The sequence below is a fragment of the Thiomonas bhubaneswarensis genome (genome assembly GCF_001418255.1).
GTDB lineage: Bacteria > Pseudomonadota > Gammaproteobacteria > Burkholderiales > Burkholderiaceae_C > Thiomonas > Thiomonas bhubaneswarensis.
In genome coordinates this window covers 201,525-219,175 of the sequence record NZ_LIPV01000006.1, presented here as the reverse complement: position 1 = coordinate 219,175, position 17,651 = coordinate 201,525, and the positions used below count along the sequence as shown (strand labels likewise).

The following is a 17,651-nucleotide window of genomic DNA, read 5'->3' as shown; positions in this document are numbered from 1 at the left end:
CCTCGCATGACCGCGCCCGTTCAGCCGCCTTCCACGTCTTCGTCCATGTCGGCGTCCACCTTGCCGGATTTGCGGCAACGGGTGGCGGATTACCTTGTCCACGCCCAGACCGGGCGTCGTCTGGCCGAAGGCACCCTAGTCAACTACCGGCGCGACCTCGACGATCTACTGCAGCGTGCGCAGACGCTGGGCGGCGCGCCGATCGAATCGCAGCACATCCGCCGCTGGGCCGCGCAGCTCCATGCCGCCGGCATGAGCCCGCGCGCCATTGCCGCACGGCTGTCGGCGTGGCGCAGCTTTTTTCGCTGGATGGGACGGCTGGGCCTTGTCGCCGCCAACCCGGTGCAGGACATCCGCCCGCCCAAAGCGCCCAAGCCGCTGCCCAAGGCCTTGTCGGTCGATCAGGCCGTAGCGCTGGCCGCCTTTGACGCGCAGGCCCAGACGCCCGAAGCCTTACGCGCGGCACGTCCCCCTCAGGCCGAACCGCTGGCGACTCGCAGCGCACGCGCCCACGCCATGGCCGAGCTGCTGTATTCAAGCGGCCTGCGCGTGTCCGAACTCACCGGGCTGGACGTGCATGCCAGCCCCACCGCCCGCGGCTGGATCGACTGGGACGCCGCTGAAGCCACCGTTACCGGCAAGGGCAACAAGCGCCGCAGCGTGCCCATCGGTCGCCCCGCCCTGCTCGCCTTGCAGCAGTGGCTTGCGGTGAGAACCTCGCTGCTGCGACCCGAAGCTGATGCCGATGCCCACGCCGCATTGTTTCTGGGCGCACGCGGTGGCCGCATCACGCCGCAGCGGGTCTGGCTGGAATTGCGCGAGCAAGCCCGCGCCGCCGGGCTGGATGCGCGCGTGCATCCGCACATGCTGCGCCATTCCTTCGCCTCGCACGTGCTGCAGTCCAGCGGCGACCTGCGCGCGGTGCAGGAATTGCTCGGCCATTCCAGCATCGCGACCACCCAGGTCTATACCCGCCTTGACTTCCAGCATCTGGCCAAGGTGTACGACGCCGCACACCCGCGCGCCCGCAAAAAGCCATGAAAGTCATACGCCTGCATCCCGGCAAGGACCGCTCCTTGCTGCGCCGCCATCCCTGGGTCTTCGCCAGTTCCATTGCCAAGGGCGGCGCCGACTCGGGCGAGACCGTGCGGGTGGAATCTTCCGACGGACAGTTCCTGGCCTGGGCGGCGTACAGCCCGGCTTCGCAGATCCGGCTGCGCGCCTGGAGTTTCGACGCCAACGAGCGCATCGACGCGGGGTTTTTCGCCTCGCGCCTGCGCGCCGCGATCGCCCGCCGTCAAGCGCTGGGGATCGACCTCGGCGCTTGCCGACTGGTGCACGGCGAAAGCGATAGCCTGCCCGGCTGCATCGTCGATCGTTATGACGACATCGTGGTACTGCAGGCGGGGAGCGCGGGCATCGAGCGCTGGAAATCGGTGCTTGTCGCAGCGTTGCATGAGTTGATGCCCGAGGTACGCATCTATGAGCGCTCGGACGCCGCCCTGCGCGAGCGCGAAGGCCTGGCCGCGTCGACCGGATGGCTGCTCGGAGACGGCCCCACGCAAGTCGAGATCCGCGAAAACGGCCTGCGGCTGAAAGTCGATGTCGCCACCGGTCACAAGACCGGCTTCTACCTCGACCAGCGCGATGCCCGCGCCCGCTTCACCGAACTCGTGCGCGCTCAAGCTGCGCAGCGCGTGCTCAACTGCTTCAGCTACACCGGCGGCTTCTCGCTCGCCGCCCTGGCCGGTGGCGCAGAGCAGGTCGTCTCGGTCGATTCCTCCGCGCCCGCGCTGGCCCTCGCGGCCGAGCATGTGGCCCTGAACGGCTTCAATGCCGCACGCACGACCTTCCTCGACGCTGACGTCAACGCCACACTGCGCCGCCTGCGCGACGAGGGCGCGCAGTTCGACGCCATCGTGCTCGACCCACCCAAATTCGCCGCCACCCCGCAGCAGGTCGAGCGTGCCTCCCGGGCGTACAAGGACATCAATCGCCTCGCGTTCCATCTCTTGCCGCCGGGCGGCTGGCTGTTCACGTTTTCATGCTCGGGCGGCGTCAGCGCCGAGTTGTTCCAGAAAATCGTCGCCGGTGCCGCGCTCGACGCGGGTGCAGACGCCCAGATCGTCGCCCGTACGGGCGCCGGGCTCGATCACCCCTTGAGCCTGCACTTCCCCGAAGGCGAGTACCTCAAGGGGCTGCTGCTGCGTCGCTGTTGATCTGCCGGTTGATTTTTCGCCGATCGCCCCGATCTCTTTGCCCTGCTTCTTTCAAGGACGAATCTCCATGGCCACCCTCATCCCCGCCACCATCCTCACCGGCTTTCTCGGCAGCGGCAAAACCACCCTGCTCAAGCGCGTGCTGCACGAAGCGCACGGCTCCAAGATCGCCGTGATCGAAAACGAGTTCGGCGAGGAAAACATCGACAGCGACATCCTGGTGCAGGAAGCGGGCGAGCAGATCGTGCAGATGTCCAACGGCTGCATCTGCTGCACCATACGCGACGACCTGCGGGCCACGCTGGCCGACCTGGCCGCCAAGCGTCGCAAGGGCGAACTGGTGTTCGACCGCGTGATCATCGAAACCACGGGCGTGGCCGACCCCGGCCCGGTGGCGCAGACCTTTTTCATGGACGACGAGGTCGCCAGCCAGTACATGCTCGACGCCATCCTCACCCTGGTCGATGCCAAGCACGCCAACCAGCAGCTCGATACCCGCCAGGAAGCACGCCGCCAGGTGGGTTTTGCCGACCAGATTTTCATCAGCAAGGCCGATCTGGTGAGCGCCGACGAACTCGCCGCGCTGCAGCACCGGCTCGCCCACATGAACCCGCGTGCCAAGCAAAGCGTGGTGCATTTCGGCGAGGTGCCGCTTTCGCAAGTGCTCGACCTCAAAGGCTTCAACCTCAACGCCAAGCTCGACATCGACCCCGATTTCCTCAAGGCCGACGATCACGATCACGATCACGATCACGATCACGATCACGATCACGATCACGATCACGATCACGATCACGATCACCACGATCATGCGCACGGCGAGCACTGCAACCACCCGCACCATCACCATCACGACGACGACGTGAAATCCTTCGTTTACCGCGCCGACCAGCCCTTCGACCCCGCCAAACTCGAAGACTTTCTCGGCGCCATCGTGCAGGTCTACGGCCCGCGCATGCTGCGCTACAAGGGTGTGCTCAACATGCAGGGCATCGACCGCAAGGTCGTGTTCCAGGGCGTGCACCAGCTCATGGGCAGCGATCTTGCCGCGCCCTGGGGTCCGCAGGAACAGCGCCAGAGCAAGATGGTGTTCATCGGCATCGATCTGCCGCGCGACATTCTGGAGCAAGGACTGAAACAATGCCTCGTTGCCTGACGGCTTGCCCCGTCACCCGAAATGAATAGAATCGGGCGGTTTTGGCAAGGCCAGACAACGGTGGTCATGCAGGAGATAAGCTCAGGATCGCCTTGATACGCTCGGCAGAGACTCGTCACTGACAAGGCCGCGAAAAGGGCGACGAAGGGGGCCACGAAGGCAGTGCATGAGTCTGCCGTGAAAGCGCGTGGGTTGATCCCCGCCGGGGTTGATCCAGCCTGGCCAAGCGACGCGGCAGTTCAGGCGGCAATAAGCCGTCGGATGAAACAGTTCGGGAGGATTTTCGTGGTCAAGTCGCCTCAGAAAGCGGTCGCAACGCCTGGCAAAGGCCAGGCAGTGACTGCGGCAAAAAAACCCGCGGTCAAAGCAGCTGCAGGCAAGAGCAAGGCAGCAGCACCGGCGGCATCCGCGCCGCAGCCTGTACGTGCGAAGACCGCGACAGCTTCCGTCGCGAAAACCCCCAAAACGGCAGCGACAGCGCCGACCATGCCCGCAGCACCCCTCACTCCCGCCCCTACCGTTAAAAAAGTCACACCCACGCCGACACTTCGGCGTTCCTCTTCTTCTGGCGTCAGTAAACTCCACGGCTCAAAACCCTTGTCGGCGGCCATGGAGTCGCCTGAACCTATCCGACTCGACAGAAGCTCCATGAGCAGCACCATCACTCAACCCACCCCCAGAAAAACCGACCCCAAGCATGCCAATGCCTGGAAGAACAAATCGGCCTCCGAACTGACCGAGCAGGATCTGCTGGCCATGCCCGAGAGCGAGTACATGAACGAGGTTCAGCTCGATTACTTCAAGCGCCTGCTCAGCACCATGCGCGAAGACCTGATCAAAAGCGCGGGTGAAACCACCGAGCACCTGCGCGAGGACACCCTGCTGGTGCCCGACCCGGCAGACCGCGCCACCATCGAGGAAGAGCATGCGCTGGAGCTGCGCACCCGCGACCGCGAACGCAAGCTGCTGAAAAAGATCGAACAATCGCTGCAGCGCATCGACAGCGGCGACTACGGCTGGTGCGAGGAGACAGGCGAACCCATCGGCATCGGCCGCCTGCTGGCCAGGCCGACCGCGACGCTTTCGCTCGAAGCCCAGCAACGGCGCGAGCTCAAGCAGAAGATGTTCAACGACTGATTCACCGGGGCATCTCCGCGCCTGCAACCAGGGCGGAGATGCACAACGTAGAGGCCGCAGGGGCATGAGCCGTTCTGATTCAGGTGGTTTCTGGAAGCGGGTGGGTTCTTTCGTCAAGAACCCGACGCGCGACTGGTCGCTGACCGACGAACAGGCGCTGCAGGAACACGAGAACCTCGCCAAGGTCAAGGCCCGCGAAGACCAGAAGCGGCAGGACGATTTCATCCGCAAGCGCGAACTCGATGGCCTGCGCAAGTTGCGCAAGCGCGAGGCCACCGATCTGGGCATGGATGACAGCCTGCAGACCAACGTGCCCGAGCTGACTTCCCAGCCGGCCCCGGTTCACGATCGGGACGAGACGCTGCGCAAGATCAACGAAATCGAAAAATCGATGGCGGGCGACCACGCACCCGCCCCGACTCGGTCGCGCAGCCCAGGCCCCCTGACTCGGCAATTCCAGACCAAACCGCCGATCACCAGCCTGCCTCCTCTGACCGCTGCGCCAGCGCCTCTTGCAGCAAACACCGCCGCGCCCGACTCTGCCACCAGCCGCACTCTGGAATGGAAGGCGGACATGGCCTACGCAGATACGACCCTGATCACCAAGCCAGGGGCGCTGCCGGCCTCCACCAAGCTCCCGAGCGGCCCGTCCACCCAGGCGAGCCCCACGACGGCCCCGGGCGGGCCGCCCACGCAGCCGCCCGGCTATGCGCCGACCGTTCCCTTCGTGCCCAGTGCGCCGCCCCCGGTTGCGCGCCCAGGCGGCGCTGCGGCGGCCGTGCCGTTCGACGAACAGCCCACGCTTGCCGCAGCGACCCGCCTCAGCGACGACGCCCTGCCCTCGCGTACGGCTGCGCCCTCGGGAGACAGCTGGCTGCGTTCGAGCAACGACTTCATGCCCAGCGCCTTCTTCGCGGTGGAAGTGCACGAGGCCTTGAGCTCGAACCCGCTGTTCGACCAGGCCGTGATGGATTTCGCGAACGGTGACGACGCCGCTGCCGAAACGGCCTTGCGAGACGCCATCTCCAATTGCCAGGATCTGTCCTCGGAGAAGGAACTCTGGCTGGCGCTGTTCGACCTGTTCCGCGCCTCGGGGCAGATCGACAAGTTCGAAGCGCTGGTCGTCGATTTTGTCAGCCGCTTCCAGACTTCGGCCCCGATGGCCGACGACGGTCTGCCGTCTGCGCCTGCGAGCACCCAGCCGACCCAGAGCAACTTCAAGCCCTCATTGGTCTTCTCCGCAACCGTCGATGTCGCACAGGCCGAGCGCCTGCGCAAGCTGCTGACCAACGCGCCGGCGGCCATCGAGATCAGTTTCGCCGAGGTTCGCGCGCTCTCGGCGGGCACTCTGCCCGTCCTGGTCGATGCCTTGAAGCGGCTCAATCACTGCGCCTGCACCGTCACCCTCGCGGGAGCCGAGTCGCTGCTGTCGCTGTGTCAGGCGCAGGCGCCAGCCATGCAGCGCGAAGCCGACCCGCAGTGGTGGTCCTTGCGCCTCGAACTGCTCCGCCTGGCCAACCAGCAGGACGATTTCGACGCCATCGCGCTCGATTACTGCGTGACCTACGAGATCTCGCCCCCAACCTGGGAGCCCAGTCGCGCCAGCGTCGAACTGGCTGGAACCGAGGGTGCCGTCTCCCCGGCAGAGGGTTCGGCACCGCCGACCGAATTCAAAAGCTCCGGCCTGAATCCCCACTCCATGCTCGGCCAGGGCGGCTCGCGCTCGGCGCAGTTGCTCATCAGCGGCGAGATTGTCGGCAGCTCCAGCGACTTCCTCAGTCCCCTGGAGCAGGCCGCCAAGGCGCATGAGCAACTGAGCATTTCTCTGCGGCAGCTGCGTCGAATCGATTTCTCCAGTGCCGGCGCCCTGCTCAACTGGGCCATGATGCAGCACGACCAGGGCAAGACGCTGCAGTTCACCGGGGTGCACCGGCTCATCGCCGGTCTGTTCAGCATCCTCGGCTTGCACGAACACGCGCTCATCCAGCTTCGCCGCGACTGAGCGCCCGGGGCGGCCCTGCTTGCCCTTGAGTTTTCCCTTCCCATCCTCACATCCCCGCATGGACCAATATCACGGCACCACCATTCTCAGCGTGCGCCGCGGCGCCCGCGTTGCCCTGGGCGGCGACGGCCAGGTGACGCTGGGCAACATCGTCGTCAAGTCCACCGCGCGCAAGGTGCGCAGGCTTTACAACGATCAGATCCTGGCCGGTTTCGCCGGCGGTACGGCAGACGCCTTCACCCTGTTCGAGCGCTTCGAAGCCAAGCTGGAGAAACACCAGGGGCAGTTGTTGCGCAGCGCCGTCGAACTCGCCAAGGACTGGCGCACCGACCGCATGTTGCGCCGCCTGGAGGCCATGCTGTCGGTGGCCGATGCCGAGCACTCACTCATCATCACCGGCAACGGCGACGTGCTCGAACCCGAATACGGTATCGTCGCCATCGGCTCGGGCGGCGCCTATGCGCAGTCGGCCGCGCGCGCCCTGCTCGAACACACCACGCTGAGCCCGCGCGAGATCGTCGCCAAATCGCTGCAGATCGCGGGCGACATCTGCATCTACACCAACCAGTCGCACACCATTGAAACCCTGGGTGAATGAACCCATGAACATGACTCCCCGCGAAATCGTCTCCGAACTCGACCGCTTCGTGATCGGCCAGGCCAGGGCCAAGCAGGCGGTGGCCATTGCACTGCGCAACCGCTGGCGCCGCCAGCAGGTGGCCGAGCCGCTTCGACATGAAATCACGCCGAAGAACATCCTAATGATCGGCCCCACCGGCGTGGGCAAGACGGAGATCGCACGCCGCCTGGCCAAGCTGGCGAATGCGCCGTTCATCAAGGTGGAGGCCACCAAGTTCACCGAGGTGGGTTACGTCGGCCGCGATGTGGACACCATCATCCGCGATCTGATGGAAGCCGCCGTGAAGCTGGCGCGCGAGGACGCCATGCGGTCGCAGCGCAGCCGCGCGGAAGACCGCGCGGAAGACCGCATCCTCGACGTGCTGCTGCCCGGGGTGGGCGAAGGCGGCGACAACCTGACGCGACAGATCATGCGCAAGCGCCTGCGCGAGGGTCAGCTCGACGACAAGGAAATCGAGATCGACGTCGCCGTGCATCCGGCCAGCGTGGACATCATGGGCCCGCCCGGCATGGAAGACATGACCGAGCAGATCCGCGCCATGTTCGCCAACCTCGGCCAGACCCGCAGCAAGACGCGCAAGCTCACCGTGCGCGAAGCGCAGAAACTGCTGATCGACGAAGAGGCCTCGAAGCTGGTCAACGAAGACGAGATCAAGGCCGGGGCGCTGCGTGCGGTGGAGCAGAACGGCATCGTCTTCCTCGACGAGATCGACAAGGTCGCCTCGCGCAGCGACACCCAGGGCGCCGACGTCTCGCGCCAGGGCGTGCAGCGCGATCTGCTGCCGCTGGTGGAAGGCACCACCGTGAGCACCAAGTACGGCATGGTGCGCACCGATCACATCCTGTTCATCGCCAGCGGGGCGTTTCACGTCGCCAAGCCCTCCGACCTGATTCCCGAATTGCAGGGCCGCTTTCCCATCCGGGTGGAGCTCGAATCGCTGTCGGTCGCGGATTTCGAGGCCATTCTCACCAGCACCGACGCCAGCCTGACCAAGCAATACGTGGCACTGCTCGCCACTGACGGCGTGCTTCTCGAGTTCACCGCCGACGGCATCCGGCGCATGGCCGAAGTGGCCTTTCAGGTGAACGAGAAGACCGAAAACATTGGTGCGCGACGTCTGCACACCGTCATGGAGCGACTGCTCGAAGACGTGTCGTTTCACGCCGATGGCTCGCAGCACGTCACCGTGCAGGTGGACGCAGCCCTGGTCAACCAGCGTCTGGGCGACATTGCCCGCGACGAAGACCTGTCGCGCTACGTCCTGTGAGCATCCCCCAGGGCCGGGCTGCGCCCAGCCCGCCCCCGCGGGGGTCAAGAAAACTTGGGGCGGCCCTGCGTTTTCTTGAGATGAGCGCGCGTCTGCCGGGCGGCGATGCACAGCAGACCCTCGAACACCAGGTGCTCGACATGCTGATGCGGCAGGCCTAGCGCATCGCGCAACTTGGGCGCCGCGCCTCCGGTCAGCAGCACGCTGACGCCCGCAGGCTCTCTGGCCAGCAAACGTGCATGCATCTGCCGCGCCGCGCCTGAAATGGCCAGTGCGCCGCCGGTCATCAGCGCATCGCTGGTGTTGGTGGGGAAGTCCGTGATGCCGCCCTCAGGCACGCGCAGCCCGGCGGTGCCCATCTCCAGCGCCTTGAGCATCAGGCCGAAACCGGGCAGGATGATGCCGCCGATGAACACCCCTTCGCGGCTGAGGCAGTCCACCGTGACCGCCGTGCCTACGCTGATGACCATTGCCGCCTGGTCGGGCACGCGCTGACGCGCGCCGAGTTGCGCTGCCCAGCGGTCGGCACCCAGCAAGGAAGGCGTGGCATAGCTGTTGCGCACGCCGCATTGTTCCGCCTGCGCGCTGATCCAGTTGCAGCGCAGGCCAAGCGCGTCGAGCTCTGCGCAGACGCGTGCGGTCACCACGGCGCCCGCCACCGCACAGCCGATGACCTTGTGCGGCCGCGGCTGGGCTGCCAGCACCTGGTGCAACTGATCCACGTCTTCCAGCGCCATCGCACCGCCCGCGAGCAAGGCCGCGCCAAGCTCGACCTGCGCGTAAACGCCCCATTTCAGGCGGGTGTTGCCAACGTCGAGAACGAGAAGGTGCATGCGGTCTGCAGGTTGCGGCTTGAGGTTGGCTGAACCATAGCAGAGCGATCCCGCAGCGAAAGCGCGCGGGTGCGGATGCGGTCAGCGCAAGGCGCTGGTGTCCTCGGCGGCATGTTCGGCGTCGCGCAACCCCTGGGCGTCCAGTCGGCCGAACCCGTTGAAGAATGCATTGAGCACAAACGTCACCACCGCAGTGAGCAGGATGCCGCTGTGAAGCATGGGCGCCAGCACCTCAGGGAAGTGGATGAAAAACTGCGGCGCCACCAACGGAATCAGTCCAAAGCCTATACCCAGCGCCACGATGAGCAGGTTGTTGCGATTGCTCTTGTAGTCCACCTCGCTCAGGATGCGTATGCCCGTGGCGGCCACCATGCCAAACATCGCGATGCCGGTGCCGCCCAGCACCGGCTGCGGAATGGCTGCGACCAGTGTGCCAAGCTTGGGCACGAGTCCCAGCAGCAACATGATGACGCCGCCGGTCACTGTCACCCAGCGGCTGCGCACCCCGGTCATGCCGACCAGGCCGATGTTCTGCGAAAACGAAGTGGTGGGAAACGTGTTGAAAATACCCGCCAGTACCGTACCCAGCGCATCCACGCGCAAACCTCGCGCCAGTTCGATGCGCCCTACCTTACGGCCGACGATGTTGCCGAGGGCGAAAAACATGCCGGCCGATTCGACGAACACCACGAGTTGCGCCACGAACAGGGTTGCGATGGGGCCGACCGCGAACCGCGGCATGCCGAACTGAAACGGCAGCACCAGGCGAAACATATCGGCCTTGGCAACCTGATCGAAATGCATCATCCCCAAGGCCGCGGCCGCCGCGCTGCCGAGAACAAGTCCGGCCAGCACCGAAATGTTCTTGAGAAAGCTGCGCCCATATTTGCTGATGAGCAAAATGACGACCAGCACGAACAACGCCATGCCCAGGTTCTGCATCGACGCATAGGCCGGGTTGGGCACCATCTGCCCCATCTTGGCCAGCGGCGAGGGGTCGGCGATCATGGGCTTGAGCCACGCCCCGCCCACAGCCCACTGAATGCCGACCTGCATCAGGGAGATGCCGATGATGGTGATGACCGAGCCTGTCACCACGGGAGGAAACAGGCTCATCAGGCGGCAGGCGAAGGGCACCACGAGCAGGGCCAGCAGCCCTGCGGCGATGATGGCACCGAAAATGTCCTGCAGCCCCATCCCCGGCGTGGTGGCAATGGCGATCATCGGCGTCACCGAGGCAAAGGTCATGCCCATCATCACCGGCATGCGGATGCCGAACCACCGCGTCACTCCCAAAGACTGAATGATGCTGGCGACCCCACAGATGAACAGATCGGCCGTAATCAGCAGGGCGATATGCTCCGAGGGCAGTTTGAGCGCGGTGCCGATGATCAGCGGCACCGCCACCGCCCCCGCGTACATCACCAGCACATGCTGGATGCCCAGCGCGACCAGTTTGCCCGGTGAAAGCACTTCATCGACCGGGTGCACCGGCCGCGCCCCCGCACGCACCTCATCGATCTGATTCGCCATGGCTGCTCCTCGGTCTGGGCTGGTGAAAACCGGAATGGTCGGAATGCCTCATGAGAAAACGCTGGGCCGCCCCAAGTTTTCTCATCCCTTCGGGGGCCGACGCCTTGCGTCAGGTCTGGGGAGGCCCTCAGGGTTTTGCCCCGGCCGTGATCCAGGATGCCAGCTGGGCGCGCTCGGCATCGGTCATCTGCGTGGCGTTGTTCAGCGGCATGGCCTTGAGCACTACGACCTGCTGATAGATCGCCTGGGCGTGGCTGACGATGCCCTGTGCCGAATCCAGCCGCACGCCCTTGCTGGCCGCAGGTCCGGCGTGGCACATCAGACAGCGCTCCTGCACGATGTGCTGCACCTGCGCGAAGCTCACCGGCTGGTTCGATGCCAGCGCGGGCTGCGGCTTGGGGGCCAGAGCCACGACCACGGCCAGAATGAGGCCGGCGCCGATGATCCAGTACTGCCACTTCCAGGCACCCTTGTGCTTGAGCACGAAGAACTGGCGAATCAGCGCGCCGGCCAGCATCATCAGTACCAGCACCAGCCAGTTGTTCGGCGCGTCGTAGACGAAGCTGTAATGGTTGGACAGCATGGCGAACAGCACCGGCAGGGTGAAGTAAGTGTTGTGCACGCTGCGTTGCTTGCCACGCTTGCCATCCATCGGATCGGGGGTCTGTCCGGTGCGCATGGCAGCGACCACGCGGCGCTGACCGGGAATGATCCAGAAGAACACGTTGGCGCTCATCATGGTCGCCAGCATCGCGCCGGTCAGCAGAAACGCAGCGCGCCCGGCGAACAGGTGGCAGGCAAGCCAGGCCGCGACCACGACATACAGCGCCACCAGAATGCCCACGGTTCGATCGCCGTTCTTGCCCTGGCCGAACACACGGCAGATGCCGTCATAGACCAGCCAGCCGACCACGAGAAAGCCCAGCATCGCCGCCACAGCGTAACCCGGCGCGCTCCAGGCCAACACACGCGGATCGACGATGAAAATGCCAGCGTGATAGAAGTAAAGCACGCACAGCAGCGCGAAACCCGACAGCCAGGTGGAATAACTCTCCCAATAGAACCAGTGCAGATGCTGGGGCAGGTTCTTCGGTGCCACCATGTATTTCTGCGGGTTGTAAAAGCCCCCGCCGTGAACCGCCCACAACTCCCCGTCCACGCCCTTGGCCTGCAGTGCCGGATCGGTGGGTTTTTCCAGGCTGTTGTCGAGCCAGACGAAATAGAAGGAAGAGCCGATCCAGGCAATCGCCACGATGACATGCAGCCAGCGCAGCAGAAGGTCGGCCCAGTTCATGGCATAGGGCAGGAAGGTGGTCATCAAGTCGCTCATCATGACAGCTCCAGAAGTCATATGAATCGACTTTCGCCACGGCAGGCCCTGCGAAAGTCTGTCGGATCGCGTGCCATCGACATGGCGCACCGCACTGCGGCGATCCCGTTGAAACGGCGGCCCTGTCAGCTGCCGCGGTAAGTCGAATAACTCCAGGGCGACACCAGCAGAGGCACGTGATAGTGCTGCTGCGCGTCACCCACCCCGAACTCCAGGGGAATCTGATCGAGGAAGGTCGGCTGCGGCAGGGCCAGACCCAGACCCTTGAAATAGGCGCCGATCTGAAACACCAGGCGATAGCGGCCGGGCACGAAGTCGGCCCCCTGCAGCAGTGGCGCATCGCAGCGTCCATCAGCGTTGGTCTGGGCGGAACGCAGCAGCGCCCAGCCTGCCCCCTGATACGCGAACAGATCGATGTGGACTGCCACGGCGGGCCGGCCATGCGCGGTGTCGAGAATGTGTGTGGTCAAGGCGCCCATGGCGGTCTTCATCCTTTGACTGACTGTGGTTTGCAGGCTTCGATTGGGGCTTTATTGCATACAATCGCAAGATAAGTTGTATGCTAACGGCAAACCAAGCAGAATCACAACTACTGGAAGACACGGTCTGTTGCCCACCCTGGACCTAGCAAACACCATGCCGGAAACCACTCAAGGAGCGAGACCATGAATGCGCGCAGCAAACCCGACGCGAAGGCACAGATGCCAGCAGGCAAGGCGCTGAGCGCGGTGGCCGCCGCCAAGAGCACGACTGGCGATTCGACGCAGACCATCGTCGCCGCCATCACTGGGGCCATCATCGAACATCGTCTCGCGCCCGGTGCCAAGCTCACGGAGCAGAAGATCGCGGCGATTTACGGTGTGTCGCGCACCATCGTGCGGCAAGCCCTGTTTCAGTTGGCGCGCGATCATCTGGTCACGCTCGAACCGGCGCGGGGCGCGTTTGTCGCGCAGCCCTCGGTGGAGGAGGCGCAGCAGGTGTTCGCGGTACGCCGCATGCTCGAACAGCATCTGATCGAGGCGTTTTGCGACAAGGCCACGGCCAGCGATTTCCGCGCCATGCGCGCCCACCTCAAGCAAGAACAAGCCGTGGTCGGCAGGGTGGACGTCACAGGTCGCACGCGGCTGCTGGGCGATTTCCATGTACTGATGGCCGAGCGCATCGGCAACCATGTGCTGGCGCAGATTCTGTCGGAGCTGATCTCCCGCTGCGCCCTCATCACGCTGATGTATCAATCGTCGCGCGCGGCGCAGCATTCGTCCGACGAACACGTCGACATCCTCAAGGCTCTGGAAGCTCGCGATGCGCCCAAGGCCAAGGCGCTGATGGAAGCCCATCTGCTGGCCACCGAAAGCAGTCTGCTCTATCACCCCAGAACCAGCAGTGCCGACCTCGCCCAGGCGCTGGGCAGCTACGCGGCCTGAGCGCCGGCCTGAGCGATTGTGAACGAATTCATCATGCCGACCCCACCCTACCCCCGCGACCTCGTCGGCTACGGCCGCAATCCGCCGCACGCCAACTGGCCGGGTCAGGCCCGCGTGGCGTTGCAGTTCGTGCTCAATGTGGAAGAAGGCGGCGAGAACTGCGTGCTGCATGGCGACGCGGGCAGCGAGCAGTTCCTCTCCGAGCTGTTCAATCCCGCCGCCTATCCGGCACGACACCTGAGCATGGAAAGCATCTATGAATACGGCAGCCGCGCCGGGGTGTGGCGCATCCTGGGCGAATTCGAGCGCCGCGGCCTGCCGCTGACGGTGTTCGGCGTGGGCATGGCGCTGCAACGCACGCCCGACATCGCCCGCGCCTGCGTCGAACTCGGACATGAAATCGCCTGCCACGGATGGCGCTGGATTCATTATCAAGCTCTCGACGAAGCCACCGAGCGCGAGCACATGCGCCTGGGCATGGAGGCGATCGAAGCCGTCTGCGGCGTGCGCCCGCTGGGCTGGTATACCGGCCGCGACAGCCCCAACACCCGCCGCCTGGTGGCCGACTTCGGCGGCTTCGCCTACGACAGCGACTATTACGGCGACGACCTGCCTTTCTGGCTGCAGGTGCGCAAGACCGACGGCAGCCTCAGCCCCCATCTCGTCGTGCCCTACACCCTCGACAGCAACGACATGCGCTTCGCTCTGCCTCAGGGTTTCGCGCAGGCCGAAGACTTCTACATCTACCTGCGCGACAGCTTCGACGCGCTCTACGCCGAGGGCGAAGACCGGCCGAAGATGCTCAGCATCGGCATGCACGCGCGTCTGCTGGGGCGGCCCGGCCGCATCCGCGCGGTGCAGCGCTTTCTCGATCATGTGCAGCGACACGACCGCGTGTGGATCGCCCGGCGCATCGACATCGCGCGTCACTGGCAGGCCGAGCATCCCTTCGATGCCGCCACGGCCTTTGTCTGGGAGTGACCATGTCCACCCATGCCGATCTCGACACCCTCAATGTCGCGTCCCAGGCCGATTTCATCGCCGCGCTGCAGGGGGTATATGAACATTCCCCCTGGGTAGCCGAGCGCGCATGGTCGGCGCGCCCCTTTGCCACGCTGGCCGCGCTCAAGCAGGCCATGGTGCAGGCGGTGCGTCAGGCCAGCCGCGACGAACAGCTCGCGCTGATCCGCGCCCACCCCGAGCTGGCGGGCAAGGCCGCGGTGAGCGGCGAGCTCACGGCCGAGTCCACTGATGAACAGTCCCGCGCCGGGCTCGCGCACTGCACGCCCGAGGAGTTTGCGCGCATCAACACGTTGAACGCCGCCTACACCGCGCGCTTTGGCTGGCCTTTTATCCTCGCGGTGCGAGGCCCGCGCGGCACCGGGCTGAACCGCAGCCAGATCGTCGCCATCCTGGAACGCCGCCTCGACAACCCGGCGGAGTTCGAGTTTGCCGAAGCGCTGCGCCAGATCCACCGCATCGCCGAACTGCGGCTGAACGACAAGTTCGGCTTTATGCCTGAACAAGGCAACCGGGTCTGGGACTGGTGCGAACAGCTCGCCACGCACAGCGAACCTCCGTGGATCGAACGCGGCGAACTCACCGCCACCTATCTCACCGACGCCCACCGAGCCGCAGCGGCCGAGATCACCGCCACCATGCGCGATTGCGGCTTCGACCGGGTAGAAGTCGATGCCGTGGGCAACGTGGTCGGCATCTACCATGGCCGCGATCCGGCAGCGCTGCGGCTGCTCACCGGCAGTCATTACGACACCGTGCGCAATGCCGGCAAGTACGACGGCCGCATCGGCCACTTCGTGCCCATGGCCTGCGTGCGCGCCCTGCATCGCGCCGGGCGACGTCTTTCCTTCGGCCTCGAAGTCGTGGCCTTCGCCGAAGAAGAAGGCCAGCGCTACAAGGCCACTTTCCTGGGCTCGGGCGCGCTGGTGGGCGGCTTCGACCCCGCCTGGCTCGACCAGCGCGATCGCGACGGCATCGCCATGCGAGAGGCCATGAAGCATGCCGGGCTCCCCGCCAGCCTCCCCGCCATTGCCGCGCTCGAACGCGACCCGGCCCGCTACCTCGGCTTCGTCGAAGTCCACATCGAACAAGGGCCGGTGCTGAGTTCCCTCGATCTTCCCCTGGGCATCGTCACCTCGATCAACGCCAGCGTGCGCTATCAAGGCGAGATCGTCGGCATGGCCAGTCACGCCGGCACCACGCCGATGAACACCCGCCGCGACGCCGCCTGCGCCGCGGCCGAACTGGCGCTCTTCGTCGAGCGCCGCGCGGCGGCCGATGGCGACAGCGTAGGCACGGTCGGGATGCTCGAAGTGCCCGGCGGCTCGATCAACGTCGTGCCCGGACGCTGCCGCTTCAGCCTCGACCTGCGCGCGCCCAGCGACGACCAGCGCGACCGCCTGCGCGACGACGTACTGGCCGAACTCGCCGCGCTTTGCGCACGGCGCGGCCTGCGCCACACGGTCGAAGAAACCATGCGCGAATCCGCCGCCCCGAGCGATCCCGCCTGGCAGCGCCGCTGGGAACAGGCCGTCACCGCGCTGGGCCTGCCCTTGCACCGCCTGCCCAGCGGCGCCGGCCACGACGCGATGAAACTCCACACCGCCCTCCCCCAGGCCATGCTGTTCGTGCGCGGCGAAAACGCCGGCATCAGCCACAACCCGCTGGAGTCCAGTACCGCCGATGACCTCGACCTCGCCTGCGCCGCCTTCACCCGACTGCTCGATCTACTCGATTCAACCGCATCATGACCGACACCCACCTCGCCCCCGCCGCCCATGAAGCGCTCTACGCGACGCTCGACCACTGGATCGACGCCCATTTCAAAGAGCAGACCCGCATGCTGCAGGAACTGGTGCGCGTGCCCACCGACACCCCGCCGGGCAACAACGCGCCGCATGCCGAACGTACCGCCGAGCTTCTTGCCGCGTTCGGCATGAGCGCCGAGAAGATTGCCATTCCCGAGGCAGCTTGCCGCGAACAGGGCCTGCAATCCATCACCAATCTCATCGTGCGCCGACGGTATGGCGCGGGCGGCCCGGTCATTGCGCTCAACGCCCATGGCGACGTCGTGCCCCCAGGCGAAGGCTGGACACACGACCCCTACGGCGGCGACATTGTGGACGGCAAGCTCTACGGCCGCGCCGCCGCCGTGAGCAAATGCGACTTCACCACCTTCACCTTTGCCGTGCGTGCGCTTGAGGCACTGAGCGTGCCGCTCAAGGGCGGCATCGAACTGCACTTCACCTACGACGAAGAGTTCGGCGGCACCCTCGGCCCCGGCTGGCTGCTCGAACACGGTCTCACCCGCCCCGACCTGGAAATCGCCGCGGGCTTCAGCTACCAGGTGGTCAACGCCCACAATGGCTGCCTGCAGCTCGAAGTGACAGTGCACGGCGTCATGGCCCATGCCGCCATTCCGCACACCGGGGTCGATGCGCTGCAAGGGGCGGTCGGCATCCTCAACGCCCTTTACGCCCAGAACGCGATCTATCGCCAGCGGCACTCCAAGGTGCCAGGTATCGACCATCCCTACCTCAATGTCGGGCTGATCGAGGGCGGCACCAACACCAACGTCGTGCCCGGCAAGGTCATCCTCAAACTCGACCGCCGCATGATTCCCGAGGAAGACCCGGCCGCGGTCGAAGCCGAGCTGCGAAGCGTCATCCTACAGGCCGCCGCCAGCGTGCCTGGCATTACGGTGGACATCCGCCGCATGCTGCTCGCGCGCGCCCTGACCCCACTGCCCGGTCACGAACAACTCGCCGCACCGCTGCAACGCCACGCGCAAGCCCTGTTCCACGAGCCCATCCCCATCGTCGGCACGCCGCTCTACACCGATGTGCGCCTCTACGCCGAACACGGCATTCCCGCCGTCATCTACGGCGCCGGCCCGCGTACCGTGCTGGAGAGCAACGCAAAGCGCGCCGACGAACACATCGTCCTCGAAGACCTGCGCCGCGCAACCCAAGTCGTGGCGCGCACGCTGCTCGATCTGCTCGGCCCGCCTCCGAACTGACCCTAGGAGTCTGTCGGGCTTGAGGCGCGGAAAGCGAGAAATGGGCCTGCGGATGCCATGTGGCGGCGGAT

At 65.5% G+C, this 17,651-nt stretch carries 16 protein-coding genes; 11 read left to right on the top strand and 5 right to left on the bottom strand.

Features of this window, described 5'->3' with window-relative positions; genetic code table 11:
- Nucleotides 1–6: 6 nt before the first annotated feature.
- From ASC45_RS09920 to ASC45_RS09910, 3 genes are all read left to right on the top strand, one after another.
- Nucleotides 7–1,041, top strand: a complete 1,035-nt coding sequence (locus ASC45_RS09920) for a tyrosine recombinase XerC (protein WP_245610018.1) — start codon at nt 7–9, stop codon at nt 1,039–1,041.
- Nucleotides 1,038–2,219, top strand: coding sequence for a class I SAM-dependent rRNA methyltransferase (locus ASC45_RS09915; protein ID WP_055450867.1), 1,182 nt, complete (start codon nt 1,038–1,040; stop codon nt 2,217–2,219). The genes ASC45_RS09920 and ASC45_RS09915 overlap by 4 nt, the downstream gene beginning before the upstream one ends.
- A 67-nt stretch (nt 2,220–2,286) precedes the next feature.
- Nucleotides 2,287–3,375: a CobW family GTP-binding protein gene (locus ASC45_RS09910; protein ID WP_055450866.1), complete on the top strand. Its 1,089-nt coding sequence runs from the start codon at nt 2,287–2,289 to the stop codon at nt 3,373–3,375.
- 299 nt (nt 3,376–3,674) lie between these two features.
- On the opposite strand, the gene ASC45_RS16200 is transcribed toward ASC45_RS09910, so the two are convergent.
- A complete protein-coding gene (locus tag ASC45_RS16200) occupies nt 3,675–3,986 on the bottom strand; it encodes a hypothetical protein (protein WP_141655770.1) in 312 nt (103 codons plus the stop codon).
- Between the two features lie 37 nt (nt 3,987–4,023).
- On the opposite strand from ASC45_RS16200, the gene dksA reads away from it, so the two are divergent.
- The 4 genes from dksA to hslU all read left to right on the top strand — a co-directional run bounded on the left by dksA (nt 4,024) and on the right by hslU (nt 8,421).
- A complete protein-coding gene (dksA, locus tag ASC45_RS16195; RefSeq protein WP_055450865.1) occupies nt 4,024–4,512 on the top strand; it encodes an RNA polymerase-binding protein DksA in 489 nt (162 codons plus the stop codon).
- A 64-nt stretch (nt 4,513–4,576) separates the two neighbouring features.
- On the top strand, nt 4,577–6,514 hold the full coding sequence (locus tag ASC45_RS09900) for an STAS domain-containing protein (protein WP_055450864.1): 1,938 nt from the start codon (nt 4,577–4,579) through the stop codon (nt 6,512–6,514).
- Between the two features lie 58 nt (nt 6,515–6,572).
- On the top strand, nt 6,573–7,112 hold the full coding sequence (gene hslV / locus ASC45_RS09895) for an ATP-dependent protease subunit HslV (RefSeq protein WP_055450863.1): 540 nt from the start codon (nt 6,573–6,575) through the stop codon (nt 7,110–7,112).
- Between the two features lie 4 nt (nt 7,113–7,116).
- A complete protein-coding gene (gene hslU, locus ASC45_RS09890; protein WP_055450862.1) occupies nt 7,117–8,421 on the top strand; it encodes an ATP-dependent protease ATPase subunit HslU in 1,305 nt (434 codons plus the stop codon).
- Nucleotides 8,422–8,465: 44 nt separating this feature from the next.
- Here the strand turns inward: hslU and ASC45_RS09885 are convergent, their stop codons facing one another.
- The 4 genes from ASC45_RS09885 to uraH form a co-directional block, all read right to left on the bottom strand.
- The gene (locus ASC45_RS09885; RefSeq protein WP_055450861.1) at nt 8,466–9,254 is read right to left on the bottom strand and encodes a type III pantothenate kinase; all 789 of its coding nucleotides are present in this window, start codon (nt 9,252–9,254) and stop codon (nt 8,466–8,468) included.
- A gap of 81 nt (nt 9,255–9,335) precedes the next feature.
- Nucleotides 9,336–10,787, bottom strand: coding sequence for a nucleobase:cation symporter-2 family protein (locus tag ASC45_RS09880; protein ID WP_055450860.1), 1,452 nt, complete (start codon nt 10,785–10,787; stop codon nt 9,336–9,338).
- Nucleotides 10,788–10,914: 127 nt separating this feature from the next.
- Nucleotides 10,915–12,120: a urate hydroxylase PuuD gene (locus tag ASC45_RS09875; RefSeq protein ID WP_055450859.1), complete on the bottom strand. Its 1,206-nt coding sequence runs from the start codon at nt 12,118–12,120 to the stop codon at nt 10,915–10,917.
- A 122-nt stretch (nt 12,121–12,242) separates the two neighbouring features.
- Nucleotides 12,243–12,596: a hydroxyisourate hydrolase gene (gene uraH, locus ASC45_RS09870; protein WP_055450920.1), complete on the bottom strand. Its 354-nt coding sequence runs from the start codon at nt 12,594–12,596 to the stop codon at nt 12,243–12,245.
- Between the two features lie 222 nt (nt 12,597–12,818).
- Here uraH and ASC45_RS09865 point away from each other — a divergent pair, with 222 nt between their 5' ends.
- Genes ASC45_RS09865 through ASC45_RS09850 form a run of 4 tightly spaced genes read left to right on the top strand, consistent with a single transcriptional unit; the run spans nt 12,819 to nt 17,580 of the window.
- Nucleotides 12,819–13,541, top strand: a complete 723-nt coding sequence (locus ASC45_RS09865; protein ID WP_055450919.1) for a GntR family transcriptional regulator — start codon at nt 12,819–12,821, stop codon at nt 13,539–13,541.
- Nucleotides 13,542–13,574: 33 nt separating this feature from the next.
- Nucleotides 13,575–14,522 (top strand): allantoinase PuuE, encoded by a 948-nt coding sequence (puuE, locus tag ASC45_RS09860; RefSeq protein ID WP_055450918.1) that lies wholly within the window; start codon nt 13,575–13,577, stop codon nt 14,520–14,522.
- Between the two features lie 2 nt (nt 14,523–14,524).
- Nucleotides 14,525–16,312 carry a 2-oxo-4-hydroxy-4-carboxy-5-ureidoimidazoline decarboxylase gene (gene uraD / locus ASC45_RS09855; RefSeq protein ID WP_055450858.1) on the top strand — a complete coding sequence of 596 codons (1,788 nt, stop codon included), beginning with the start codon at nt 14,525–14,527 and terminating at the stop codon, nt 16,310–16,312.
- Complete coding sequence (locus ASC45_RS09850; protein WP_055450857.1) at nt 16,309–17,580, top strand: M20/M25/M40 family metallo-hydrolase; 1,272 nt, start codon at nt 16,309–16,311, stop codon at nt 17,578–17,580. Before uraD ends, ASC45_RS09850 begins: the two co-directional genes overlap by 4 nt.
- Nucleotides 17,581–17,651 lie beyond the last annotated feature (71 nt).

Coding starts and splice junctions, on each gene's coding strand:
- uraH (WP_055450920.1), bottom strand. CDS start 12,596: ATGGGCGCCTTGACCACACACATTCTCGACACCGCGCATGGCCGGCCC.
- puuE (WP_055450918.1), top strand. CDS start 13,575: ATGCCGACCCCACCCTACCCCCGCGACCTCGTCGGCTACGGCCGCAAT.
- hslV (WP_055450863.1), top strand. CDS start 6,573: ATGGACCAATATCACGGCACCACCATTCTCAGCGTGCGCCGCGGCGCC.
- ASC45_RS09920 (WP_245610018.1), top strand. CDS start 7: ATGACCGCGCCCGTTCAGCCGCCTTCCACGTCTTCGTCCATGTCGGCG.
- ASC45_RS09910 (WP_055450866.1), top strand. CDS start 2,287: ATGGCCACCCTCATCCCCGCCACCATCCTCACCGGCTTTCTCGGCAGC.
- ASC45_RS09885 (WP_055450861.1), bottom strand. CDS start 9,254: ATGCACCTTCTCGTTCTCGACGTTGGCAACACCCGCCTGAAATGGGGC.
- ASC45_RS09880 (WP_055450860.1), bottom strand. CDS start 10,787: ATGGCGAATCAGATCGATGAGGTGCGTGCGGGGGCGCGGCCGGTGCAC.
- ASC45_RS09900 (WP_055450864.1), top strand. CDS start 4,577: ATGAGCCGTTCTGATTCAGGTGGTTTCTGGAAGCGGGTGGGTTCTTTC.
- ASC45_RS09850 (WP_055450857.1), top strand. CDS start 16,309: ATGACCGACACCCACCTCGCCCCCGCCGCCCATGAAGCGCTCTACGCG.
- ASC45_RS09915 (WP_055450867.1), top strand. CDS start 1,038: ATGAAAGTCATACGCCTGCATCCCGGCAAGGACCGCTCCTTGCTGCGC.
- dksA (WP_055450865.1), top strand. CDS start 4,024: ATGAGCAGCACCATCACTCAACCCACCCCCAGAAAAACCGACCCCAAG.
- ASC45_RS16200 (WP_141655770.1), bottom strand. CDS start 3,986: ATGGCCGCCGACAAGGGTTTTGAGCCGTGGAGTTTACTGACGCCAGAA.
- hslU (WP_055450862.1), top strand. CDS start 7,117: ATGAACATGACTCCCCGCGAAATCGTCTCCGAACTCGACCGCTTCGTG.
- uraD (WP_055450858.1), top strand. CDS start 14,525: ATGTCCACCCATGCCGATCTCGACACCCTCAATGTCGCGTCCCAGGCC.
- ASC45_RS09865 (WP_055450919.1), top strand. CDS start 12,819: ATGCCAGCAGGCAAGGCGCTGAGCGCGGTGGCCGCCGCCAAGAGCACG.
- ASC45_RS09875 (WP_055450859.1), bottom strand. CDS start 12,120: ATGATGAGCGACTTGATGACCACCTTCCTGCCCTATGCCATGAACTGG.